Consider the following 23,539-nt stretch of genomic DNA (forward strand, 5'->3'; position numbering starts at 1 on the left):
GTCGACTAATTTAGTCGATTAACACACATCCCAATGAACATAAAATCCATATTCACCGCCGCACTGGCTATATCAACCTCTCTAACCTTTGCCCAACAAAATACTACTTTAGCAAATCAAGTGGTAAAACTTCATAAAATAAAGCCAAGGGCATTTGTTGCCTTGGGTACCTGGCGTGGAATTGCCAAAGTAAAGGAAGGTTTGGAGATCCCTTTCAATTTTGAAATGAACGAAAAAAGCGGACAACAGAAACTTTATTTCCGCAATGCGGAAGAAAGATTTGAAGGCGGTTTGGTAAAACAGACAGCGGATTCGCTTTTTGTAAAACTCGATCAGTTTGATAATGAGCTTGCTTTTGCAATAGATGGTGATCAGTTAACAGGTACTTTACGTAAACAGGATAAAGCAGGCAGGCCATTAAACATTGTGGCCGAGCGCAAAAACTACCGATTCGAACCTATTAACAAACCAGCTACAGCAGATTACTCAGGCAGTTATGATGTGGTTTTTAAATCGCCCAATGGTAAAGACGAAAAAACCGTAGGTTTATTTAAACAAACAGGCAACAAACTTACCGGTACTTTTTTACGCGTAACCGGCGATTCGCGTTACCTCGAAGGTGTGGTAGAAGGTAATGAGTTCCAGCTTTCGAGTTTCATCGGCTCCTCTCCTGCTTATTACAAGGGTACTTTTCAGCCGGATGGCACTTTAACAGGTGAAATTTTGGGTGCAAGGGGAAGTCAGGCTTTTACCGGAACCAAAAATAACAATGCTGCCCTTCCTGATCCTTACAAGCTTACTTACCTGAAAACAGGCTACAAAACCCTCGATTTCAGTTTCCCTGATGTAAACGGCAAAAAAATTTCGTTAAAAGATGAGAAGTATAAAAACAAGGTGGTGATTTTAACCATTACCGGAAGCTGGTGCCCCAACTGTGTTGATGAAGCCACATTTATTGCACCATGGTACAAAGCAAACAAAAAACGTGGTGTAGAAATTATTGCTTTACATTACGAACGCTCAACTGAGCCTGAATATGCGAAAAAAGTAATGACGCGTTTCCGTGAGCGTTTTGGTATCGAATACGATCAGGTACTTGCAGGCACAGCCGATAAACAGGTGGTATCGCAATCATTACCAGCGCTTGATTCGTTTTTATCATTTCCTACTACCATCATTATTGATAAAGAGGGAAATGTAGCACAAATCCACACGGGTTTTAATGGTCCGGCCACCGGAAAGTTTTACGATGAATTTGTAAAGGAATTTAATACCGAGATTGATACGTTGCTGAAGAAGTAATAAAAGTGTCGTCATTGTGAGGAGGTACGACAGCCGGCCCCGACTTCTCGGGGAAGAAATCTTAAAGTGTATGCTGCTAGCGATCGTTGTAAGATTGCTTCGTCGGCTGAAATAGCCTTCTCGCAATGACGACTTTTCTCATTGTAACCCGTTAATGGTTGCGGATAGATTTTGAGTGGAGTGCAAAGCCGTCGAGAACCCGAAGGCTCTGCGAAGCAAAATCTACTTCGAGATAGATCTCCGTTACGCTGCGCTTCAGTCGAGATGACGACCTTTCCAAGCCAACCGTCATGCTGAATTTATTTCAGCATCCATCATACAAGAAAGACCCTGATCCCGATATGAAAGCGGGACAGGGTGACGACACGAATAATATAAATTTATTTCCTTTAAACCGTTCCTATCCTCTCTTTCTCAAACACATAAACAAAATGTTTGAACGTCTCATTTGCTGCAACAATCGCTTCTTCTTCATCTTGTTCGGTTTTTGCCTGTGCATTTAAAACCGCTACAAAGTTACCCCACATCATTCCGGTAGCTTCGCCATAACCCGAAAAGAAAGAAACGCCTTGGGTAACGCCTCCTTTTTCGAGCATTTTTACAATGATGCTTCCGCCCATAATCGAACCTTCCAACACATACAAGGCGCCCAATGCTTGCACTGCATTTTCGATTTTTGGTACAGTGGTGTAAGGTAGGTCAGTGATATCGCCACCCAGTTCTAAAATATCAGCTTTGATGTAACTCGAGTTTCTGCGCTGTGCATAATCAGGCAGGATAGATTCGGTAATGTATGGTTTTATGCTTGCTTCAATATGGTTGAAATAAGCATAAAAATGTTTCAACAGATCCGCATAATCTGCATTGCTTCTGATGGCTTTTAGTTTTAAAACAACCTGTTTCTCGAGGTTCTGGTGCTCGGCTTTTGTAGCCTCTTTAATATTGGTACTTAACATGTTTTGTAATTTATGGTGATTGAATAATTAATCTTTATATAAACGATAGGTTAATCCGGCCAGCAGTACACGCCCCGGCTGACCTGGCATCAACCGATCAGTATAATTTAAAATATTGTCGGCCGTAAGCCTGATACTTAAATGCTGTTTCATCAGTTTTTTTTCGAAAGCGGCATTGAGCATAAAAAAGCCATTCACAAAGGTGTCGTAACGATCGATAAACTGGTTTCCGTTACGGTCGCCGAATGGATATTTGCCCCTGTAATTTACGCGGATGTTTAAACTGGCATCCCATGGGCGATAGTTATAAAATGCCTTAAAATTAGCCATGTGACGTGATCGGTTTTCAATTCCCCAATAATCTGAAAGTTTTGGCGCATAAGAATTTCCTGTTGCCGGATCGTGGATGTTTTGGTTATAAGGATAATGACCAGCCTTAATGCTGTCGATCACACTGAGGTCTTTAGCAATCAAATACTGATAACCCGCACTTAATTCTAAATTTTTAAGCGGACTCACGGCAAACGATACATCTATACCTTTATTTACCGCTTCAGGAAGATTTTGATAAGTATAAATATTCCGGTTCCCGCTACCCGTTGCCACCTGGATGCTGTTGATCTGGTTGTGTAAGCTGTGATGAAATACGCCTGCCTCTACTTTTACATTATCTTTAGGTTTCCACTCGAAACTTAAATTTAACGAAGTGCTCCGTTCTGCCTGCAAATTCTGATCGAGCTGATTCAATAAAAACTGTCTGATCTCGCTGATCTGCCCCTGCTGATCCAGCTGATTTAGCGTTTGCCTTAACACTTCGTTACCAATAACCAGGTAATTGGCCGCCGGGTTATAAAAAACAAGGTACCTCGATTTAAAATCAGGCGCTTTAAATCCTGTACCGGCACCGGCTTTAAAGGTTAAAGTTGGTACAATTTTATACTGCAAACCTAAACTGGGGTTCAGTTTGCTGCCATAGGCGTTGGTTAAATCGTAACGCAATCCCGCCACTATTCCCAATTGTTTGTTCAGCTGCCAATCGCCCTGTAAAAAGGCAAAACCGGTACTTACAGAACCCGGATTGGTGAGCGAAACATCGTTCATGGTTTCGATACTGCCACCTAAACCGCCGGTAAATTTAAGTTCATCGCTTACACCATAAGCAAACTGCTGTTCGAAACGGTGCAGGTTCTGCACAAAAATATCTTTGGTAATGCTGCTGTTCGTTTGCTGCCAGTCTACACTTTGATCGGACCGGAAATTGGTAAAATAATAACGGCTCATGCTACGCAAACCTGACTGGAAATTATGATCAAAAGTGGCCGAAAGGTTTAAATCCTGCTCATCCTGACTATCGCCAGAAATAATGCCGAGGCCAAAATCTTTGGCCATAAAAGATTTCCTCAACCCATACCTGCCGCTAAAGCCAATCGTACTGCTTGGTGTTAAACGATACCTCAGTCTGCCCTGCAAAGCATAATTATCATAAGGTGGTGCTGTTGTACCCTGTTGGATGTATTTTGGGTTGGTATTAAAACCATCGGTCCGGTAATAATTGGCAGAGATATTGGCCGATCCCCTTTGCGAAGCGAATGGTGTTTCGCCTTCGAGGGTAATATCGGCAATGTTTAAACTCCCGTAATTGGCCGCAATAAGTGCCTGTGGCTGTAAAGCGCCATAGCGGGTAACGATGTTAATCGCCCCGCCGAGCGCCTCGCTTCCGAAGAGACAGGAAGATGCACCTTTAATAATTTCTATCCGTTCGATATTGGAAACACTGATCCTGGATAAATCAAAATTTCCGCTGTTGCGGCCAACCATGGGCTGTCCGTCGATTAAGATCATCACATATTCACTGCTAAAACCCTGCATCTGCACGCCTACTGACCGGGCACCACCGCCAATGTTATTTACAATCGCAATCCCGGTTTGTTCTTTCAATACCTCATCGAGCCTTCTGCTGCCCATCAATTGGATGGTGCGCCTGCTGATTACGGTAACAGGCATGGCGCTGCGTTCTAATTTCATCAGGTTATCAGGGGCAGCACGGTTTTCGGATACGGCAACCTCGTTAAGTTCGCGTTCATCACCCAATAGTTTAATGATCAGGTTATCGGCAGTTGTACCAATTTTAATATTATTCTGGTAACTGGCCTTACCAACCATGGTTACCGTAATGCTGTAATTACCGGTAAATAGCTTGTTGAAAACAAAATTACCTTTGGTATCGGTTTCAGTGGTATGTCCATCTGGCTCCAGGTGTACGGTTGCCCCACGTAAAGCTTTGCCCTGTTCGTCGCTAACTGTGCCTTTTAAACTTCCATAATCCTGCGCAGTAACCTTTAAATGGAAAAACGCGAGAAAAAGTATGATGGCGGATAGTTTAAACATGTTTTATTTTATTGTTGCAGGATCAGGTTTTGACCTTTTTCCAATTATTTTCTTAATCTTAATCTGTTTTCGAACATGATGCCCTCTACAAGGGTTGGCTGTAAAAAATCAGTTCTATTGGTTGTAATTTTATCTGTTGAAGCCAGTTTGCTTACAGCCAGTTTTTTTGTTCCGTTGATCAATTCCAAAGCTGCGCTTAAGCAACTTTCAGCCGGATCACCCAAAACAGGATTATCTGCGCCTTTTACAGGAACATCAGGCTGCATGCCCGTAAAATAATCCGACCAGCCACTGGCATTTTTAATGAGGAAACTGCTCAGGTAGATACTGTACTGATCGATATTAATGCCGAAAAAGCCTACAGGCTTGCCATAGGTTTTCTCTCCGATGAGTTTAATATCAAAAAAAGGTTTCAAGCTGCTGATCAGCATTTCGCTGGCCGAAGCGGTATTGCCCGAAACGATGAAGTAAACTGATTGAATGGTTTGTAAACTTCCTTTTTTATTGAATTTATAGGTATTGCCCGCTATGGTATAATCTACATCGGCCATGGTGGCGTTACGCCCATTGTAAACAGCCGTTTTTCCATTGGCATCTAAATAAGGCTGATGCTTTAGTATTTTTGCAGTGCCATTCTGCATGGCAGGATTAAATACCTCGCTGTACATCACTTTACCGTTCAGGCTTGCAGGAACAATTAAATTGGCTACATATTCTGCAGTTTCGAGATAACCGCCACCGTTGCTGCGCAGGTCGATTACAATAACTTTTGGATTAGCAGTTGCCAGATCATCAAAAGCCTGATCCAGTACTGCCTTACTGCTGCTTAATGAAGGGAATGAACCCAATGCGATATAAGCAACAGGTGTATTTCCACTGGAAATTATTTTACTGGCAAGCACAGCTGTGTTCGGATTTACCACGGCAGCGGTACTTCCCGGAGTGCTCCTCCCCAACTGCAGGTTAGAATATTTCGGATTTTCGAAATACACAGGCAATTCGTATGGGCTACCTGTAATTGTATTTATTTTAAGCTGCGAAATATCGAACAGCTCCTTCTTAAAAGCCGTAATATCAGAACTGATCCCACCGTATTTTTGCCTTGGGTTAAATTCGGCATAGCCTGGCAAAACATCATTCCATAAGTATACCTGTTTGGCATACAAAAAAATAGAATCTAATGTAAACTGGCTACGCGTACCCGTTGTAGGCGAAACAATCTCGTCCGCATCATCAACAGAAACCTGTGCCTTTTTACAGGCAGAGGTTCCCATTAGAATCAGCGTTAAGAGCGTGGTATATATTTTTAAGTTGTGCTTCACTTCATTAATTCGTGATCGTAACCGGCTCATCAAAATAGCCAAAAGCTGAACCTGCCGCATAATACTCTCCACCAGGGAAATAGTAGATATAAAGGTCGTACTGACCGGTAGGCAAGTTTTCGGGTACTTTTAAAGTTAACTGACCTGTTTTCGCCTCTTTAATCGGAAGTTCGTAAAGCTGTTGATTATCCAGATTCCGGATGGTAAACTTAGTGAGTTGTTCAATCCTGTTTGTGCCATTTAATGTAAATTCTTCCCCGAGTTTAAAGGTTTTCTTTAAAGCAGCTATTTCTTCCAGGCTTACACGCGGGAAACCAGAAGATATGCCAAAAGTGCGTTCTATAATAACAGTTCGTTGTCCGGAAACAACCTTTAATTTATAAATACCATCTGGTGTAGTACTGCCCAAAGTTACATTTATGGCAATTGGGGTAATTGTTCCGATGGCAAGCTCTTTTTCAGCATTATCGGCTGTATTGATCAGGTAAACCTTTGTCTGATTCTTATCAGCAATGATATTATCGCCACCGATAGCAATGTTATTCCCCCTTAACGCGTAATTTTTTGTATTGTAAACTAAAACCCCGCCGGTAACATTTACCTTAAGTAACGGCTGATTGATTACCTTTTTAATCAGATATTCTTTAGTGGCACCATTCTGCGCAGTTACCACAAATTTGGTTGTTTCATTAAAAGCTACGCTTTGTCCTGAAGCCGGACTAACCGTTGCCCTTTCGGATAATACAATATCTGGCACAATATGATCTGGTACGGCCTGGTTGGATGGCCAGTATATAATGAGGTTCTTTTCGTTTATTACCGCTTTCAACGGATTTCCGGCTGCGTCTTTTATTGTAAAGCTTACAATGTCGGTATAAGGAAAATCTTCGTATTCCTTTTTACAGGAACTGAATATGCTTAATAAGCATAAAAGCAAAAGATAATATGAACTGGCAGAGAAGCGTTTATATATTGTATTCATGATCTATTATTGTTAGGTTTGCATTTTTAAAGCCCGCAAATATGGTCTTACCAAAGGCTGATATTTTTAAAACGATTCGGGGATTATCCCCTTAATTTGGGTATTTATGATTTATAGAGCGGTATTAGTGGTACCGCTCTTTTTTTTAACCGAAGGTTTGTTTATTTCAATCTTTTGATGTGGAAATTAACAGTGGTATTGTAAGTACCAGAAGTGGTTACCCCATCAAGCTGAACTGCATAAAGTTGTGTAGAGCTAGAAACAGAAGTGTTATTACCTACAAGTGCATATCTTTTAGCAACAGGTGTAATGGTGCGGAAAGTTCTGTCGTAGTCGTACCAGCCAGTTACAGCCGGAACAGAATTGTTGATTCCTAAAGTACTGATACCACCTAATGTAACACTTGCAACATCTGTTAAGGTAATGTTCGCTACATCGGTGATGGTTGCCGAATCATAGTAACCCAATTGGTAGGTTCCAACCACAGTGATGTTTCCATCAAAGTTATTGTCGAAGTTTACCTGATTAGTAGTGCTTGATGGTGAATTATTTAACAGATCGTAGCCAACTGCTGTCCAGGATGTTGGAGAAGTAGACGAATTGGTTACTACGCCTGCCTGCGTACCGCCTACCGGTATAACTGCCTGGGTATTTTGTAAAGCAAGTTTATTGTCTGGTTGAGCAGCATCTTTTTTACAGGCGGTTCCTAATATGGCTAAAGTTGCAATTGCAAACGTAAGTTTTAAAAATTTCATTTTCATTTTTTTAAGATTTATGATTTTTTATATAAATGGGAATAATCTCCCGAATCGTTTTTCAATGGTATAGGTTGTTATTTAGCAGTTACGGTAACGGCCCAGTTTAGTGTGAGCAATGGCCAGGTACCAAATGCTGCTGTTGGTGTATATAAGCCTGGCGGCACAGTTTCAGGAATCCGGATTACCGCCTCGGTTCTGCTGTAGGATACAATTGGTAAAAGCGTTTTCTGCCCGTTTACCATGATGTAAAACTCTTTAAAATCGTTAAATACAGTTGTGGTGGTTACAATTTTAAAGGTTTCGCCCTGTTTAGCGGTTACGGGACCATAGTTTATCCCTGATCTGCCAAAAACTACATTTACAGGATTCTTCATTTCTGCCGTTAAAGCCTGTACCTTAACCCGGATTTTGTAAGCGCCCGGCTCTAATGTCTGCGGAGCCATCAACCGCCCGTAGGTATAAGTTTTAGTACTGCCTATCATAGAAACAGTTACGGCTGGAGCACCAAATGATGGAGAGGGTAAAAATTCGTATTCCTTATTGTTGGCATCTACCAGATATGCCTTGATCTTTTTGATATCCGAAACATTAAAATTACCCTGAAGCGCAATATCTGCACCACCTATGGCAATATTTGCAGTATTGGTAGCCGTTGACAGTTCTGTTAATACCAATGGCGATTCCTGATTTAATTTAATAATCAGTGTATAGGTTGAGATACTTTGATCGGCAGCTATAACGGTATAGGTCTTTTTGGTATCCAAAACTTCTACCGGGGTAATGGCTTCTTTGAGTTTAGCCCCTGCCGAAAGTTTGATTACAGGCTCTATTACGTCCAGTTCGTAATAATATGGCAGATAGAGCGTAATGGTTTTATCGGTTTCGTCAATGGCTCCAAAAATATTTCCATCCGATACAGCAACCTTAAATTCGGTGATTTTATTTGCAGGAAGCGGATCCAATCCAATTGTTTTTTTGCAGGCGGCAAGCGTGGCAACTGTTAATATAATACAAAGGAGTTGCGTTAATTTATTCTTCATTTTAATGATGGTGTTGATTTATTTGTGGTTTATTTAATCTCGAATTTTGTACTTCCTTTCGGCACAATTACATATTCAAAGGTGAAATACATGTGCGGGGTGGTCCTGAACCATTTATCTGCTGTAAAGGCATCTTTATAACAGCTGATCATTTTGATCTTGGCATAATCGCCTTTAGCTGTGCGGATAACAATGGTACGTTTTTCGGGCAGGGCGTAGGCCACATGCTGTTTATCGTAACTGCCATCCCCTCTTTTTGTTCCGCCAAAATCGTACAGGTACCAGCCTATTCCTTCACCAAAATCACCTTCATCATCGGTACCAATGGTTTTCGTGATGCTCAATGTGCCGTCTGCCGGTATGTCGGTAACCTGATCAAATGGTTTTTGTATGATGGTAATCGCACCTGTACCTGTGCTCCCAGCACCCAGACTAGTACCCGATTGCCCATTATTGCTACTTAAAAAACTATTGTAAAGACCATTAAAGCAGATATCCCAGCGGTTGGTTTTGGCATATAATAATGGAACAATGGCCTTGGTTTCTAAACTGAACAGCACGGCTGTTGGTGGCACAGTTGGGTTGGCATCATCAGTTTCTACAACTAAATTTTCGATCCGTTGTAGTTTATAATATGGTGTGCCGCCTTCTGTTTTGACAGGTATTTCTTTTTCAGGTTCAGGCGAAATGATTTCGTCTTTTTTGCAACTGATAAAAAGCAAGCCCAATACCAAACAGGCTGAGGTCCATTTAAGCAGGTTTTTGTTTATAGTCATTGATTTATCCATCTCCTTTATTTGGTTTGTAAGTTTTTGCTTCCATCCTGCTGTACATAATATTTAAAAGTGTAGTAAGGTGCAGGCCAGTTTAAATCGGTAACACTCGGTGGATTACCTTTATACGCATTGATTAACTGTAATTTGGCATATTTACCATCTGGCAACCTGATGGCGTAGGTGCGGTTAGGGATAGCCTGCATAATGTGGGTATTGAGACTGTAAAAAAACCATCCGTTTGAAGCGGCCGACGATGCCCAGCCTATTTTGGTTACTTCGCTGGCATTAAAAGTCTGATCGGATGGTGCCTGGTTAACTGTATCGTAACTTTGTTCCAATAACAGCACCGCGCTTTTTGCCATTCCACCAAAACCGGGGTTGTACTGATAATCTTTATCGTTGACATAAACCTCGCTGTTGTAAGGTCCGGTGAAAGCTAAATCCCAGTCTTTTGTTTTCAGCCATTGTGCCGAATCGGCTGCATTGCGGATCCAGATCTGTTTCTGATCCCTGAAACGGAAAAGAAAAGTATAAAACGGACGTACTTCTTTACCAGGAGTTCCACTGCCCATGGCGGCCTGTGTATCGCCGGCCAGATCGGTAATCACCACACTTTTACCATCCTGTAAAACTTCATTCGGATCCGGTTCATCTTTCTTGCACGAACCAAAAGCGACCGTTAAAAGCAACAGAGCAGCAGTGATCGTCTTTTTAGTGAACCGGCAAGTATATTTTGTGTACTTCATTACGGATATTATTTTTAATCATTCTAAATAAGAACACTGCAAACATCCATATTAAGCACCATAAATGGTTTGTGCAATCCGTATTTTAATTTGTGCAATCCGTATTTTCTTTTGTTCAAAGCGTATTTTTTCAGCCTCTATTTTGCACAAATCGACAGATTAAAGCGGATAAAAATCAAATCAATAAATTGATTATCAGATATATAATCAAAAAACACAATAATACTTTCTCCAAAAAATACATTTAGGCTAAAATCCTAATGAGGCTTAAACACTTGTATTTAGATTAATTAAACACTTTTTTTGTCTCGATAACAAAGCCTACATGAGCATAAAAAAATATTACATTATACTAGTTACCCTTTCTTTTTCCCTTATCCTGCAGCAAGCGGCCGCACAGGCGAAACGAATTATTACCCTAAGCAGTGCCATTAGCGAAACGGTTAACGCATTAGGTTATGGCAAGTGTATTTTAGCTACCGATGTAACCAGTGTATCGCCCGAAGAAATTAACAGATTGCCAAAAGTGAGCCGCAACAGGTCATTCTCTGTAGAAAGTATTACGGCTTTCCGTCCCGATCTTATTTTAGTACCCGAAGGCGATTTCTCCAAAGAAAACCTTTACCAGTTTAAATCGCTGGGCATTAGAGTGGTGAGCATCCGTCAGGAGTTTTCGGTTGAGGGCGCTATGAAATTTATCAGGCAGATTGCCGCAGCCATTGGTGATAAAAACCGTGGCGAACAGCTTGCACAAAAAACAGAGAACAGCGTTAATAGCACTTTAAACCAGTTAAAAAAGGGAAATAAGACTCCGAAAATATTGTTTATTTATGCCCGGGGTGTGGGCACCATGAACGTGGCCGGAAAAGGCAGCAGTATTGATGCGATAATCAAACTGGCCGGTGGTAAAAATGCGATACAAGAATTCAGCGATTTTAAGCCCTACACTACCGAAGCATTGATTAAAAGTAATCCGGATATCATCCTGATGTTCGATTTTGGGTTAAGCAGTTTAGGTGGCAGGGAAGCCTTTTTAGATCTTCCTGGTGTAGCCTATACCAATGCAGGAAAAAACAAGAGGATAGTAGAAATGAACGGACCATTGCTCATCAACTTCAGCAACCGTTTACCCGAAGCCATTAAAACACTTAATAACCGAATTTTATAATGAAAAGAACGGTTATTTATACCTGCCTGAGTACAGGATTACTGGTTTCCATCTGCTTTTCCCTTGCACTGGGTGCGATGCGCATCCCTTTAAAAGAAGTAATTGATACCCTAACCCATACCGTGGGTTTTACTGTTTTTGGCGGTACAGATCATGGCATAAATGAAGGCGTAATCATGATGATCAGGCTACCGCGTACCTTAATGGGCGTACTGGTTGGTGCCGCATTGGGCATATCGGGTGCTGCGATACAGGGTATATTCAGGAACCCTTTAGCCGAACCCAGTTTAGTAGGGATATCGGCCGGAGCATCTTTAATGGCGGTGTTGATTATTGCTTTCGAAACTTTATTATTTTCGAGTTTAAGCCAGGTAATGGGTTATTATTTATTGGCTTTTGGTGCTTTTGCCGGCGCAGGTTTTACCGCCATGCTGGTGTATAACCTTTCGAAAGTAAACGGACAGGCCAATGTTTCTACCATGCTACTTGCAGGTATTGCCATTAATGCCATGGCAGGAGCTTTAACCGGATTGGTAACCTATCTGGCAGATGAACAGAAACTCCGCAGCATTACCTTTTGGATGATGGGCAGTTTGGGTGGTGCTACCTGGCAAAATGTAAGCTGTTTGTTCCCTTTTGTGTTAATCCCCGTAATCGGACTTCCTTTTCTATCCAGGGGATTAAATCTATTTGCCATCGGCGAAAGTCAGGTAGAGCTGATCGGCCTAAACCCTAACCGAATTAAAATACTGGTGGTGGTACTGGCTACTATGGCCGTTGGGGCATCTGTTGCTGTTTCGGGCATTATCGGTTTTATCGGATTGCTTATCCCCCACCTCACCCGTTTGCTGGGTGGTGTAGATCACCGTTTTGTGCTTCCGGTTTCGGCATTGATGGGGGCTTTGGTGCTTACCCTGGCCGATATGGTTTCGAGATTGATTGTTCAACCCATAGAACTGCCTATTGGTGTGGTTACCGCTTTAATGGGTACACCCATATTTTTATATATCCTCATTAAAGACAAAAAGAAATTAGTTAATTAATACCGGTTATGCTTAGAGTAGAATCCATCAGCTATAAATTAAATAACAGGCCGCTGTTAAAAGATATCTCATTTAGTATCAGGCCGGGAGAAATGGTTGCGCTTTTAGGCTCGAACGGTGCAGGTAAATCAACCCTGATGCGTTTGCTCTCGGGCGAACGAAAACCTGATACCGGACGTATTATGTTGTATGGGGATGACCTCGCAGCTTATAACCGGAAAATTCTGGCCACTAGGAGGGCTTACCTGCAACAGCACAATCCCATTTCGATGGCTTTTACCGTAAGAGAAGTGGTAATGATGGGCAGATATGGTTTTAAAAGTGGCTCATCAGCAAAAAACGACCAAACAGCACTACTCGAAACCATGGAACTATGCGGTTTAACCGATCTTGCCGACCGGTCGATGTTAAGCCTTTCGGGTGGCGAACAACAACGGGTGCACCTGGCTAGGGTTTTGGCTCAGTTGTGGGATAATAAAGATGCTGTATTGCTCCTGGACGAACCAACCAATAACATGGATCTTCAGTTTCAGCACCAAACCCTGGCTATAGCTGCTGCGATGGCAAAAAAAGGTTATATGATTGTTGTAGTGCTGCACGAGGTTAACCTTGCCGCACAATATGCCAGCCGTATCATTATTTTAAAAGATGGGCGGAAATGGTGGGACGGTACCCCGGTACAGGTACTTACACCACAACATATATACACAGCGTTTGGCATCCATGCACAGGCCTATACCGACCAAAGCAGCTTGAAAACGGTTATTGTACCTAAAGAAATTAAACTGGATGCGGCAAAATTCAATTCCAATCTGCAAGTGCTCCACCAGCCTGTTTATAAGTTAAAAACTACCGAAACCGATGAATTAATTAACCTCCAATCTGTAAAGATTTAAATCTCCGCTACCTATGGAAAACATTCAAAAACTATTCAATACCGCGCAAAGTATTAGTCAACTACCTCAATCGGCCTGTACAGATGCCTTTAAAGAAACCATTTTAAAAACCATAAACGATTATTGCAGGCTAAAACGCCTGTTGTTTTCGGAAAAAAGGCTATGGATCGCTTTTAAACTACTGGAAGTAAGCGATTTTACCCATCCCGAATCACTTTGGCTGATGCTTAAAGAAGATAAAATGCCCATTAGTATTGGTTGTGTGTACAGCAACCTTAAACTGATGGAAGCCGCCGGCGTAGTTGAAGCGCAAATTGCAGGATCGCGGTTAACCCTTTACAAGATCAGAGCCGCACATCACTAGGCAATATGCCGTAATATTTTTTAAAGGCATTGGTAAAACTGGCCTGGTGTTTAAAACCGACATTAACACCCACTTCGTACATGTTTTTACCTTCTTCCAAAATCAACCGTTTGGCTTCTTCCATCCGTAACCGGGTTACGAAATCGTAAATGGTACTGCCAAAATATTTTTTAAATCCTGTACGCAATTTAAACTCATTGAGCAGGATCATTTTAGAAAGCTGTTTGTGTGTTGGCGGATCAATATAATCGCGTTCTAAAATCTCGCGGGCTTCTTCCAGTTTGGGGATATCACGGTCAAGGAGCGATTCCCGCCCACCCTGTATGTGCTGACTAAATTGTTCCAACTGGTACATAATCAGTTCGGTAATCCTGGCATCGGTAAAAAGACGTTTTAATTCGCCATCCTGTCTGCATGAGATAATCGCTTCAATAGATCTGCGCATTTCGGGCGTCATAAAAAGATCGTGTTCCGCAAAAGATGTCGAAATTCCCTTTTCCATTTCCTGTACAAACTGCTCGTGCAGTGGCGAATACAGATCAACCAAACGCAGGTAATAATCTTTGGATAAAACGATCAGAAAATAAACGAATTCTACGTCGGGTTTAACATCGTAAGCTTCTTTTGCCGAAGGGATATAACGGATATTATGCCGGCTACGCCCGTATTTTGCCGATTGTTTGCCGTTGGGACTTGAGCTGTTTTTATTGCTAAAAATAAACTGGCTGGTAATGGCCTCACCTTCTACCTCGGTGAGGATGCGGGCCGGACCATCAAACTTCATTTCCGAATGCACCAAAAACAGACCATTTGTTGAGAGCTGGTAATTTTTGATACCCACCGGGGCATCTTTTATGGTAATTGATTTTTCGGATAATCGGTGATCGGGAACGTACGTATCTGGAATTTCTTCCATGAACAGAAAATCTTTCTGATGCTCTATTCTTGCCTTTACAATCATTTTCCGGTTAGTTAATATTAATCATGGGATAGAACAAATATACGATATTATTTATATTAATTCTAAATAAGATGATTCATTTACATTATCTATCAACCAGAGCGTAGTCGAAGGATCTTTTATTTCTATCCCGCTGATCACACCGAAATCGCAGATTAGGATTGGTTTAGCCACGGATGCACAGATTAACACAGAATACTCGAATCTAACTACTCTACTCCTGTTTTCTCTATCTGTCATCCTGAGCATAGTCGAAGGATCTTTTATTTTCCTCCCACTGATCACGCAGAAATCGCAGATTTGGAGCTTTTAGCCACGGAAGCACGGATTTACACCGACCACTCGAATCTAACTACTCTACTCCTGTTTTCTCTATCTGTCAATCCTGAGCGTAGTCGAAGGATCTTTTATTTTCTTCCCGCTGATCACACAGAAATCGGAGATATGTTGTTTTTAGCCACGCATGCGGGATTCATCCCACTACTAAGCATTCCTGCTCAATATTGCGGCACAAGCGGTTAATACAATACAGATAAATGAGGCAATTGTCCTGATCCTTTGAAATAAGCTCCAGCTGGGCTCGAATTTGTTGCGCAATGCCGTTAATTCCTCAGCACTTAATTTAGTTAAATCGGTACCATCCAATAAATCATTAAGCGGCACGTTGCCAATAACGGTTACCAAAAAAACACCTCCAAAATACAATAGCGCAGCTGCAAGCAGTAAATAAAAAACAGTAGACTGATCTTTAAAAAACCAGACACTGATGGGCAACAAAATTAGTGTTCCCATAAAAGAGGCAAAAAATAAAGGATTTAAAATAGCCCTGTTGATGGATTGCATGCCCTGAAGAAAAGAAATATCCGAAAGCCGGGTAAGGCCTGGTATTACCGAACAAGAATAGGCATAAAACAAACCACCAATAAGTGCAGTAGATACTGTACTCAATAAGAGTATAAGATTCTTAAGCGTCATAAATTGTTATCTGATGGTTTTTATAAATAACTAATTTAAGAAATTTTGAAAGGAAATCAGGGAAATATCCAAATCTAAAATGAGAGCGTCATTTTAGATAGGAAAGAGATTTAATTTAAATATAGATTTGATAGGTAGATGTAGATATGAGCGTATTTATGTATACTTAATTTATGGCTTCCGGACATTTTCAATCTTGTCCTTTACTTTAAGCTTAAACGAATATCGGACTTCCCGGCAGATTTAAGAATTAGGTTACATAGATCGGTTTATTTGCGTGATGGAAAGCGGTATTTCCCTGATGGGACGAATATCAATATCGGCCTAAAACAGTCGTTACGGTATTAAAATACCGCAATTGATAGCTTTGGAAGGATTTCCAATCAAAAAATCGCTATAAAAATCATTACCCAGGATTATGGAATTTGCCACAGAACGGCATCTATTACATAATATAATTACTCCTGTATGTTTCATAATACACATTTTTACACTATTTTAACCGAAGAATTTCAAAAATTGAAACAATTGCGTACAAACCGTGCTAATTTCGTTACGAAAAGGTGTAATTTCGTTATGCACGCAAAAGAAGATTAGGAGATGATAAAATGTATAGCCATAGATGATCAGCAGAGTTCGATAGTTGGACTGGAAAAATACATTGAGGATACACCAAATATGAGGTTGGTTGCGAGTTATAATGATCCGCTAACCGCTTTAATGGAACTGAAGAAGCTTGAATCCGTTGATGTGATTTTTATGGATGTGGAAATGCCACAGATTTCTGGTTTGGAGTTGGCAAAAGCCGTTCGTTCCAAAACTAGGAAACTCATTTTTACCACTTCCCATCAGGAATATGCATTTGAAGCCTTTGAGGCTGATGCGGATGCTTATTTGTTAAAACCTTATGGTTATGCAAAGTTTGCCCTGACTTTAAACAGGCTTTTTGGCGAAGAATTGGAAAGTGGCGATGAAGAGACGTTTTTCTTAGTCAAGAATAAATCAGAAGATCACAAAGCTGTACTGGTACGTTATGCCGATATTATTGCTTTTGAGAGCTTTCATAATTACATTAAAATCCACACAAAGGAAAAGATAATTATCGCTTACCTGAGTTTAAAGGATGTAAAAGAGCAGTTAAGCATTAAAAAAGGTTTTATTCAATTACACCGGGCATATATTATTGCAATAGAACATATACAACATATAGATGGAACAAGGATTACACTCTCTAACCAAACCAGTTTTACGGTTGGTGATATTTACAATAACGATTTCCGTGATTTTATTACAGATAAACTGATAATCAGCAGCCGCAAGAAATAGCGGCTGCTGATCAAAACATTAATTAGGCGCAAATCCTGTAGTTCCTAGGGTAAATGTAGTAGTGGTAGGATCAGAAGTGTTAGAAAAGTGTAGTTTTGTATTTTTAAAGTTATTATTTTTAAATACGAACAAGGTCCTTTTGTTTAATTTGATAGTTTTCATAATTTTTGTTTTTCTGAAAACTAACTGTAAAGTGGCCCTGTAACTTTAGGTATTATATATATGGTAAGATTATCATGACAGATCGTTTAAATTGGAAAAGTAACCTGATCAAAAATTGGGCATCAGAATATAAGATCCATATTATATCGTGGACATGCTTTATTTTTTGGGAAACGGTGCTCGTTGGTCTGTTTTTTGGTGTTTTTGGAAAATTTGGGAATTATGCTGTTCACTACGTGATCAACATTGCATTCTTCTATATCCATGCAAACCTTTTAAGAATAAGTACACAACCTTATCGTAATGCATACTGGAAAGTGCCTCTATTCATTACACTAGAGATTGCTATTTATATGTCTTTTGTGTACCAGTTTGACAATTTTCTTGCGCATTACACAAATTTATTGACCGGAGTACAATTGCCATTTTTAAAGCGGATTATCAACCTTGCATGGCGTTCCTCCTTTTTTATGCTTTTCTCAACGGGTTATTTCTTTTTAAAACGTTATTTAAGTGAAAAAGCAGAAAAAGAACGTATAGAAAAGCAGCGTTTCCAAATGCTCCTGGATAAAGAGCGGATGGATAAAGAACTGGTGATTTCTAAAAATGCTTTTTTAAAGGCGCAGATTAATCCGCATTTACTATTTAATACTTTTGAGTTTATCCATCAAAAAATCAGACAGCATTCGCCGGAAGATGCAGAGGTAATGGTTTACTTGTCGGATATGATGCGTTTTGCCGCCACCACCGAACATCACGAGGGTTATATAAAACTAAACGAAGAAATCACCCAATGCCAAAACCTGATCAAGCTATACCAGCTAACGCAGGGCAGGGTTTATATCGAGCTGGCTTTTTCTCCCGATGTACTGGGCATTAAACTTATTCCGTTGGTATTACTCACCATCCTGGAGAATATATTTAAACATGGTAACGTTTTTGATCGTGACAACAAAGCCACCATTGATGTTTTTATGGATGGTGAACTGCTGAGGATAGAAAGCAGAAATTTACCGGCAGTGGTTAGAAACCAGGTAGGATTTGGTTCAGGGTTGGATAATATCAGAACGAGACTTGAATACAGTTATGGAAAATATGCCGAAATGAAAGCCAGCCTTGACGAAGAAGGCTTTTATACGCTAAGCATTGCGATTGATGAAAAAGGTTTAGCGGCAGCATTTCCTGATCAGTTACATGAAATGGCACATTTAATTAAATAACCGGTTATACAAAACGGTCGATAGCAGGCGATTTTGTTACTTCGTAAAAGCTTGAGGTATTAAAGGACGAAACTTTAAATACAATTTCTTCCTCTCTTTTGGCCAGTGCATGAATACCCGGTGTAAACCTTTCCCTAAATCTTTTAATGCAGGCATTTGCATGGCAGATGATTTCGTAACGGTTTTTACTTTTAACAATTACCTCCATCACATAATCAGGCCATTGCTTCATAATCAGAGCCGGCAACCAGGAAAACTGCTGGCTTTTAATCATGACGCCAATTTCCTCAATTGCTACATCAGGAATACCTTCACCTACAATCTGTAACCATTTTTCGTCAACTTCATCTATAATGCCCAATACCTCAATACCTGATAACACCAGCCATGGATCTTCCATACTGGCCTGGATTAACTGAAAGGATTGATCCTCAAAAAAATCGTGTTGAAAATGGTAAGTAAGCTCGATCATAAGTTATTGGGATATCAGTTGTTTATCGGTAGGTTGTTAAGCTTCACTAATGTTTGGATGGTACTGGCAAAACGTTTCATTGAAATTGGTTTCCCGAGGTAACATTCAAAACTCGGATCAATCGTCCTCACATCGTGTTCTAAATTGGAAGATGCATAAATTACAAATCTTGCTTTATCCTTCAGTTTTTTAGATAGCTCTGTTCCTTCCATTCCGTCCATATCGATATCTAAAAACAGAAAATCTATTTTATCGCCATTTCCAATTATATTTAATGCATCGAGGGGATTATTGAACGTGCTGGAAACTTTTAGGAAATCGATTTCACTGATATAATCGTTCAGTGCATCAATGGCATGTTGCTCATCATCAACTATCGAACAGTTGTAATACATATTTGTAGATTAAAGTAGACTATACAAATCTTGCTAAAATCTATGGTATATCCAATAGCTAAAGGAAAAAAAGGTAAAAGTACGGTAGTATCTGTATTTATAATTTGAACATAAAACCCTTATAAAGCTGTATAAAACTGTATTTAGACTGTATTTAGACTGAAAATGAGGTTTAAATTTATAACATCATGTTATATTTTAACTTATTTTGGTAAAAACAACCTGATTTTTCTATACTTAACCGAACGCTTTAAAAACTAATAACTGATCAACTCCTGTTCACTCTAATAACACTGGTAAAAGATTGAGCAACAGGAATACTCTTGTTTTCTGCATCATACTTTTAAGCTTAAAGCTGATAATGGTTCCCGATAAAAATGTAACTAACTGCAAAATACCAAATACTGCGGCAAAGATCTCGCTTATAGAAATTTGTTTTCTCTTACTTTTTAATTGTTTGGCAATGGGTTCGAGGTATGGCAAAAGCATTTTATCTGTTGTTGAGAAACCAAACGCAGAAGTATTATCCCTGACCATAGTGCCACAAAAAAGATTGTCAATATTGATGGAATAAGCTCCACCTGATAGGGTTACATCAACAATAGAAGTTAGCGCTGTTTCTTTATTACTGATTTCGATACTAAAACTGTTCATGTGCCGTTATGGGGGGACAAAGAAAATAAAGACGATGTTTAGGTAACTGCGAAAAACTTAAAACTCCCGACAAAAAAGCTTTCCATGCCGGAAAAGGCAAATAAAAAAGTTGGATATAGCTGTTTTTAATACGAATAATAATTTCTGTTCGCATTTAATTTAAGGATAAGAAGACCGACTATAATCAGGTTTTGCCTGACGGAACAAAAATAATCATTCCATTGTTGCAACTCAAATATTTATTGACTGCCATCGCAATAAAAAAGAGTTAAATCCTAACCTGAAGCTTGAACCCCACATGTTTAAAAATCTTTTATCATCAATTACCGACTCAGATCATTTAAAATGATGCATTTTATGTTCATTAATGTTTTTGATTGTTGCTGCAGATCATCAGCAACAATTTTGTTATGAATGGTTTGGAGCCTTCTGACAGGATTTAACAGCTATATAGCCCATCCTTAATTAGAGTTTTAGGAGTAAAAATGTCATCAAAACCACGACTTAACCCGTTCATCCTGTTCATCTTAAATAAAATAAAACTTTACCATTTTAATTTCGTTACCTAATACATCTACATTAAGCGCAATAAAAGTAGTCAGAACCATTTTTTTATGCACCCTTAAACCGCTTGTTATGTATTTTCGCCGATCTATTGTACTATTATTAGCCATTTTATTGCGCTGTTATCAGGTTAACGCCCAAAATAACAATCAGCCTCCATCTTTGCTCGGTCAAAAATCCATCCTGCTTAACGTGGGTACCCAAGGTGTGGGTGCAGAATTTGCTTACGGTGTTCTACCCAATCTAGCACTAAGAGGCGGCTTGAATTTTATTCCTTTTAAAGCCCATAATGTTTTTAAAATTTCAGGTTTTAATTCAACTTCAAATTTATCTGCCGATTTTTATAATGTACATGCCCTGGCCGATTATGTGCCAGTTAAAACCGCATCCTGGTTTAGGCTGGTTGGTGGTTTTGCGTATTTCTTTAAAGCAAAAGGAGATATCAGGGTAATTCCCTCTGATGATTACAAATATGGCGATCTGGTATTAACGGAAGACCAGATCGGTTATGTAGATTTAAATGTAAACTGGAAAGGCCTTGCCCCTTATTTAGGTGTGGCTTTTGCAAACACCTTTCCACGCAATAAATTTAATGTAAGCTTCGATTTGGGTACTTATTATTTAAATAAACCAAAGGCGGATATCACAGGAACGGGCTTGCTCGAAGGAAATTCTTCACAAACGCCACAGTTCCAATCCAATATTAAAGATTACAGATGGTTGCCTATTGTTCAAATTAATTTTAGTTACAAATTATAAAGCTAATGATGATGGATACCCTAAGAAAAACGCGGTGGCTATTGGTTATGTTAACCCTTGCTGCCTGTAAAAAACCGACTGAAAATATTAAAATCGTAATTGATACGGATGTAATTAAATATACTGCATTGATAAATGTTACCGATGGACAAAATGGAAGTCCTGCGCCGGCTGCCACAACCATTGCCATTACAGGTACTGCGGCAAATGATATTTTTGAGTTATCGGGCAAAAAGGATATCAAATTAAGTTCGGGCATTGTAACCATAGGGCTTCGGCCAACTGTAGCGCCAACAACCAATCAACCCATTACCGTAACTGCTGAAATTAATGCCCCCGGATATAACAGGGAAACACGGCAGGTAACTTTCAGGGCAGAAACCAAACAGCAGGTAATTAATATTCAGTTAACAAAAACCGGCTCTACTGCCCCTCCTGTGGTTACGCCACCACCGCCTGTATTTAATAATGTATCTTTAACTTTTACGGGAAGATGCCCAAACAGAACAGACCTTGAAATCAGACCGAGTGTATATGTATATTTCAAAAAGTCTGACAGTAATGCTGCTTTTCAATATTTGGGTTATATGGATAAAGGTAATATCAGTACGAATTTACTGGAACAGGGCGGAACTTATGACTTTCAGATTGTTTATGGCGCTGAAACCTATAAGGTAAGTCAGAAGATAGATCAAACAAGTTATAATTTAACACTTGATATGCCCGCAGCCTGTAATTTTTAGGATTATAAAAAAAGCCGTCCTGATATAAATAGGGACGGCTTCTTTAGTTTACTCATTATTATAATGCAGCTTGTGCATCTCTTAATGCTTTAATGGCATCATGGCTGGTATTGATCCCCTCCTGCTGTTTTAAAAGCACGGTTCTGATTTCTTCGCCAAGCTCATTTTCCTGAAGTGCATCTCTGTATGCTTTTTTAATGGCGTCTTCACCGCGTTCACATTCGGCAAGAATGCTATGTCTGTCATCACCACCAAAATTGGCTTTAATATCAATCCATGCGCGGTGTAAACTTCCTAAAATGGTATTTCCGGTATCAGGGTTTTCGCCATTTCTTCCTACCAGTCCGGCAAGTTCGGTTACGTTTGCCCTGCTATCTGAAGAAAATTTACCGAAAGTTGCCTTTAAGTCTATGTTTTCGTCTTTTAAATCTGCACTGGCCTTATCAAAGCCATCAGCTCTATCGTTGTTAATCTGAATCAGGTCGTTTAATACCTCAACTGTTTTTTCTTGATTTTCCATAATATATAGTAGATAATTTTAATAGGAACAGTAGTTTGTGCAAATAGTTTAGATTATCTTACAACCTGTGCAAAAATGTGCTTTAATAGAAAAACTGTTTACGTAAAAATGGTAGAAAGAGAGAAAGCCCCATATTACTATGAGGCTATATATGAAGTTTTATAAGCATCCACCGATAAAACTAACCAAACAAACTACATAATAAACGCAGGAGGTTTTAAATTGTTTTAAAAAAAATGATTTTAATTTTAATAAGGAAAAATGATGCGAGCGGAGAGCGATGAGCGGGGAGCGGAATGACGAATAAACTAATGACCAATGACTAATTAACTAATGACCAATTGACTAATGACCAATGAACCAATTAACTAATGACCAATGAATCAATGACCAATTAACTAATGACCAATGAACCAATGACCAATTAACTAATGACCAGTGAACCATCCTAAAGCCTGGCTCAACTTTTAATTTGCCTACTTCAGCCTTTTTCAACTGGCTATGCTGCTATTTCTAACGCACTTTTGTGTTATAAACATAAACATTATGACACAGAAAACAACAAAAACAATTTATTGGGCCGGCGTAGCATTAACTTCTTTATGGTTTGGAACGAGCGGCATTTGCGAATTAATAAAAAGCCCGGTTGTATGGGATATTACCCTAAAATTAGGTTATCCCGCTTACTTTATCTATGTATTAGGTGTTGCAAAACTGGCAGGTATTATTGTATTGCTTACCCCTAACAGATTATTGAGATTGAAAGAATGGGTATTTGCAGGAATTTTCTTTGATATTATCTTCGCCTTTTGTTCCAAAATTGCAGTTTTAGGGCCATTAGATGCATTGGATGCTGTTGTGGCATTTTGCATTGTAGCAGTTACATATAGCATGTTCCGCAGGTTATACCCGGTTAGCTACAGCATTAGTTAGTTGAATGTTCAGCATTTGGTGTTACGCATTGACCATTAAGAAATTAAGGACATTAAGGCTTACTAGTAAAATAGCTATAAGCGTTGAGCACATGGCGTTTGACAATCCTCATTG

The 23,539-nt window shown here is 39.7% G+C and carries 24 protein-coding genes; 10 read left to right on the plus strand and 14 right to left on the minus strand.

What is annotated here, in order from left to right:
* Positions 1–33: 33 nt before the first annotated feature.
* Positions 34–1,302 (plus strand): peroxiredoxin family protein, encoded by a 1,269-nt coding sequence (locus DRW42_RS26230; protein WP_113951825.1) that lies wholly within the window; start codon positions 34–36, stop codon positions 1,300–1,302.
* A gap of 389 nt (positions 1,303–1,691) precedes the next feature.
* Here DRW42_RS26230 and DRW42_RS26235 read toward each other — a convergent pair whose 3' ends face one another.
* From DRW42_RS26235 to DRW42_RS26270, 8 genes are all read right to left on the minus strand, one after another.
* Positions 1,692–2,258 carry a biliverdin-producing heme oxygenase gene (locus DRW42_RS26235; RefSeq protein ID WP_113951826.1) on the minus strand — a complete coding sequence of 189 codons (567 nt, stop codon included), beginning with the start codon at positions 2,256–2,258 and terminating at the stop codon, positions 1,692–1,694.
* A gap of 27 nt (positions 2,259–2,285) precedes the next feature.
* The gene (locus DRW42_RS26240; RefSeq protein ID WP_113951827.1) at positions 2,286–4,646 is read right to left on the minus strand and encodes a TonB-dependent receptor; all 2,361 of its coding nucleotides are present in this window, start codon (positions 4,644–4,646) and stop codon (positions 2,286–2,288) included.
* A 44-nt stretch (positions 4,647–4,690) separates the two neighbouring features.
* A complete protein-coding gene (locus DRW42_RS26245) occupies positions 4,691–5,920 on the minus strand; it encodes a S41 family peptidase (protein ID WP_158544411.1) in 1,230 nt (409 codons plus the stop codon).
* Between the two features lie 52 nt (positions 5,921–5,972).
* A complete protein-coding gene (locus tag DRW42_RS26250; protein ID WP_113951829.1) occupies positions 5,973–6,950 on the minus strand; it encodes a DUF5018 domain-containing protein in 978 nt (325 codons plus the stop codon).
* 161 nt (positions 6,951–7,111) lie between these two features.
* Positions 7,112–7,705, minus strand: coding sequence for a hypothetical protein (locus DRW42_RS26255; protein ID WP_147243813.1), 594 nt, complete (start codon positions 7,703–7,705; stop codon positions 7,112–7,114).
* Between the two features lie 77 nt (positions 7,706–7,782).
* Entirely contained in the window at positions 7,783–8,748 is a 966-nt protein-coding gene (locus tag DRW42_RS26260; RefSeq protein ID WP_113951831.1) for a hypothetical protein, read from the minus strand.
* A gap of 29 nt (positions 8,749–8,777) precedes the next feature.
* Positions 8,778–9,524 carry an HmuY family protein gene (locus tag DRW42_RS26265; RefSeq protein WP_147243814.1) on the minus strand — a complete coding sequence of 249 codons (747 nt, stop codon included), beginning with the start codon at positions 9,522–9,524 and terminating at the stop codon, positions 8,778–8,780.
* A 17-nt stretch (positions 9,525–9,541) separates the two neighbouring features.
* The gene (locus DRW42_RS26270) at positions 9,542–10,270 is read right to left on the minus strand and encodes an HmuY family protein (protein ID WP_113951833.1); all 729 of its coding nucleotides are present in this window, start codon (positions 10,268–10,270) and stop codon (positions 9,542–9,544) included.
* Between the two features lie 325 nt (positions 10,271–10,595).
* Here DRW42_RS26270 and DRW42_RS26275 point away from each other — a divergent pair, with 325 nt between their 5' ends.
* The 4 genes from DRW42_RS26275 to DRW42_RS26290 are packed head-to-tail and all read left to right on the plus strand — an operon-like array spanning position 10,596 to position 13,741.
* Positions 10,596–11,438 (plus strand): heme/hemin ABC transporter substrate-binding protein, encoded by an 843-nt coding sequence (locus DRW42_RS26275; protein ID WP_113951834.1) that lies wholly within the window; start codon positions 10,596–10,598, stop codon positions 11,436–11,438.
* Positions 11,438–12,481, plus strand: a complete 1,044-nt coding sequence (locus DRW42_RS26280) for a FecCD family ABC transporter permease (RefSeq protein WP_113951835.1) — start codon at positions 11,438–11,440, stop codon at positions 12,479–12,481. Before DRW42_RS26275 ends, DRW42_RS26280 begins: the two co-directional genes overlap by 1 nt.
* A complete protein-coding gene (locus DRW42_RS26285) occupies positions 12,481–13,377 on the plus strand; it encodes a heme ABC transporter ATP-binding protein (protein WP_482811917.1) in 897 nt (298 codons plus the stop codon). Before DRW42_RS26280 ends, DRW42_RS26285 begins: the two co-directional genes overlap by 1 nt.
* A gap of 13 nt (positions 13,378–13,390) precedes the next feature.
* On the plus strand, positions 13,391–13,741 hold the full coding sequence (locus DRW42_RS26290) for a transcriptional repressor (protein ID WP_113951837.1): 351 nt from the start codon (positions 13,391–13,393) through the stop codon (positions 13,739–13,741).
* On the opposite strand, the gene DRW42_RS26295 is transcribed toward DRW42_RS26290, so the two are convergent.
* Together DRW42_RS26295 and DRW42_RS26300 are read right to left on the minus strand one after the other, a co-directional pair.
* Entirely contained in the window at positions 13,722–14,702 is a 981-nt protein-coding gene (locus DRW42_RS26295; RefSeq protein ID WP_113951838.1) for a helix-turn-helix transcriptional regulator, read from the minus strand. The genes DRW42_RS26290 and DRW42_RS26295 overlap by 20 nt on opposite strands.
* A gap of 483 nt (positions 14,703–15,185) precedes the next feature.
* The gene (locus DRW42_RS26300) at positions 15,186–15,650 is read right to left on the minus strand and encodes an anthrone oxygenase family protein (RefSeq protein WP_208643652.1); all 465 of its coding nucleotides are present in this window, start codon (positions 15,648–15,650) and stop codon (positions 15,186–15,188) included.
* Between the two features lie 627 nt (positions 15,651–16,277).
* Here DRW42_RS26300 and DRW42_RS26305 point away from each other — a divergent pair.
* Together DRW42_RS26305 and DRW42_RS26310 are read left to right on the plus strand one after the other, a co-directional pair.
* Positions 16,278–17,003, plus strand: a complete 726-nt coding sequence (locus DRW42_RS26305; RefSeq protein ID WP_113951840.1) for a LytR/AlgR family response regulator transcription factor — start codon at positions 16,278–16,280, stop codon at positions 17,001–17,003.
* A 236-nt stretch (positions 17,004–17,239) separates the two neighbouring features.
* A complete protein-coding gene (locus tag DRW42_RS26310; RefSeq protein ID WP_113951841.1) occupies positions 17,240–18,385 on the plus strand; it encodes a sensor histidine kinase in 1,146 nt (381 codons plus the stop codon).
* A 4-nt stretch (positions 18,386–18,389) separates the two neighbouring features.
* Here the strand turns inward: DRW42_RS26310 and DRW42_RS26315 are convergent, their stop codons facing one another.
* The 3 genes from DRW42_RS26315 to DRW42_RS26325 all read right to left on the minus strand — a co-directional run bounded on the left by DRW42_RS26315 (position 18,390) and on the right by DRW42_RS26325 (position 19,906).
* On the minus strand, positions 18,390–18,857 hold the full coding sequence (locus DRW42_RS26315; protein ID WP_113951842.1) for a hypothetical protein: 468 nt from the start codon (positions 18,855–18,857) through the stop codon (positions 18,390–18,392).
* A gap of 14 nt (positions 18,858–18,871) precedes the next feature.
* Positions 18,872–19,252, minus strand: a complete 381-nt coding sequence (locus tag DRW42_RS26320) for a LytR/AlgR family response regulator transcription factor (protein WP_113951843.1) — start codon at positions 19,250–19,252, stop codon at positions 18,872–18,874.
* Between the two features lie 279 nt (positions 19,253–19,531).
* Positions 19,532–19,906 (minus strand): hypothetical protein, encoded by a 375-nt coding sequence (locus DRW42_RS26325; RefSeq protein WP_113951844.1) that lies wholly within the window; start codon positions 19,904–19,906, stop codon positions 19,532–19,534.
* 636 nt (positions 19,907–20,542) lie between these two features.
* Between DRW42_RS26325 and DRW42_RS26330 the strand changes: the two genes are divergently transcribed.
* Together DRW42_RS26330 and DRW42_RS26335 are read left to right on the plus strand one after the other, a co-directional pair.
* Positions 20,543–21,229 carry a hypothetical protein gene (locus tag DRW42_RS26330; protein ID WP_244215371.1) on the plus strand — a complete coding sequence of 229 codons (687 nt, stop codon included), beginning with the start codon at positions 20,543–20,545 and terminating at the stop codon, positions 21,227–21,229.
* Between the two features lie 11 nt (positions 21,230–21,240).
* On the plus strand, positions 21,241–21,972 hold the full coding sequence (locus DRW42_RS26335) for a hypothetical protein (protein ID WP_113951846.1): 732 nt from the start codon (positions 21,241–21,243) through the stop codon (positions 21,970–21,972).
* A gap of 58 nt (positions 21,973–22,030) precedes the next feature.
* On the opposite strand, the gene DRW42_RS26340 is transcribed toward DRW42_RS26335, so the two are convergent.
* On the minus strand, positions 22,031–22,492 hold the full coding sequence (locus DRW42_RS26340) for a PA2169 family four-helix-bundle protein (RefSeq protein WP_113951847.1): 462 nt from the start codon (positions 22,490–22,492) through the stop codon (positions 22,031–22,033).
* Positions 22,493–23,038: 546 nt separating this feature from the next.
* Here DRW42_RS26340 and DRW42_RS26345 point away from each other — a divergent pair.
* Entirely contained in the window at positions 23,039–23,425 is a 387-nt protein-coding gene (locus DRW42_RS26345; protein ID WP_113951848.1) for a DoxX family protein, read from the plus strand.
* Positions 23,426–23,539 lie beyond the last annotated feature (114 nt).

Source organism: Pedobacter miscanthi (assembly GCF_003315595.1).
Lineage (GTDB): Bacteria > Bacteroidota > Bacteroidia > Sphingobacteriales > Sphingobacteriaceae > Pedobacter > Pedobacter miscanthi.

Bases quoted from the DNA above. Each gene is read 5' to 3' on its own strand.
- DRW42_RS26230 (WP_113951825.1), top strand. From the start codon at position 34: ATGAACATAAAATCCATATTCACCGCCGCACTGGCTATATCAACCTCT.
- DRW42_RS26255 (WP_147243813.1), bottom strand. From the start codon at position 7,705: ATGAAATTTTTAAAACTTACGTTTGCAATTGCAACTTTAGCCATATTA.
- DRW42_RS26290 (WP_113951837.1), top strand. From the start codon at position 13,391: ATGGAAAACATTCAAAAACTATTCAATACCGCGCAAAGTATTAGTCAA.
- DRW42_RS26275 (WP_113951834.1), top strand. From the start codon at position 10,596: ATGAGCATAAAAAAATATTACATTATACTAGTTACCCTTTCTTTTTCC.
- DRW42_RS26305 (WP_113951840.1), top strand. From the start codon at position 16,278: ATGATAAAATGTATAGCCATAGATGATCAGCAGAGTTCGATAGTTGGA.
- DRW42_RS26240 (WP_113951827.1), bottom strand. From the start codon at position 4,646: ATGTTTAAACTATCCGCCATCATACTTTTTCTCGCGTTTTTCCATTTA.
- DRW42_RS26280 (WP_113951835.1), top strand. From the start codon at position 11,438: ATGAAAAGAACGGTTATTTATACCTGCCTGAGTACAGGATTACTGGTT.
- DRW42_RS26315 (WP_113951842.1), bottom strand. From the start codon at position 18,857: ATGATCGAGCTTACTTACCATTTTCAACACGATTTTTTTGAGGATCAA.
- DRW42_RS26340 (WP_113951847.1), bottom strand. From the start codon at position 22,492: ATGGAAAATCAAGAAAAAACAGTTGAGGTATTAAACGACCTGATTCAG.
- DRW42_RS26245 (WP_158544411.1), bottom strand. From the start codon at position 5,920: ATGGGAACCTCTGCCTGTAAAAAGGCACAGGTTTCTGTTGATGATGCG.
- DRW42_RS26335 (WP_113951846.1), top strand. From the start codon at position 21,241: ATGGATACCCTAAGAAAAACGCGGTGGCTATTGGTTATGTTAACCCTT.
- DRW42_RS26310 (WP_113951841.1), top strand. From the start codon at position 17,240: ATGACAGATCGTTTAAATTGGAAAAGTAACCTGATCAAAAATTGGGCA.
- DRW42_RS26270 (WP_113951833.1), bottom strand. From the start codon at position 10,270: ATGAAGTACACAAAATATACTTGCCGGTTCACTAAAAAGACGATCACT.
- DRW42_RS26345 (WP_113951848.1), top strand. From the start codon at position 23,039: ATGACACAGAAAACAACAAAAACAATTTATTGGGCCGGCGTAGCATTA.
- DRW42_RS26295 (WP_113951838.1), bottom strand. From the start codon at position 14,702: ATGATTGTAAAGGCAAGAATAGAGCATCAGAAAGATTTTCTGTTCATG.
- DRW42_RS26320 (WP_113951843.1), bottom strand. From the start codon at position 19,252: ATGTATTACAACTGTTCGATAGTTGATGATGAGCAACATGCCATTGAT.
- DRW42_RS26265 (WP_147243814.1), bottom strand. From the start codon at position 9,524: ATGACTATAAACAAAAACCTGCTTAAATGGACCTCAGCCTGTTTGGTA.
- DRW42_RS26250 (WP_113951829.1), bottom strand. From the start codon at position 6,950: ATGAATACAATATATAAACGCTTCTCTGCCAGTTCATATTATCTTTTG.
- DRW42_RS26325 (WP_113951844.1), bottom strand. From the start codon at position 19,906: ATGAACAGTTTTAGTATCGAAATCAGTAATAAAGAAACAGCGCTAACT.
- DRW42_RS26330 (WP_244215371.1), top strand. From the start codon at position 20,543: ATGTATTTTCGCCGATCTATTGTACTATTATTAGCCATTTTATTGCGC.
- DRW42_RS26260 (WP_113951831.1), bottom strand. From the start codon at position 8,748: ATGAAGAATAAATTAACGCAACTCCTTTGTATTATATTAACAGTTGCC.
- DRW42_RS26235 (WP_113951826.1), bottom strand. From the start codon at position 2,258: ATGTTAAGTACCAATATTAAAGAGGCTACAAAAGCCGAGCACCAGAAC.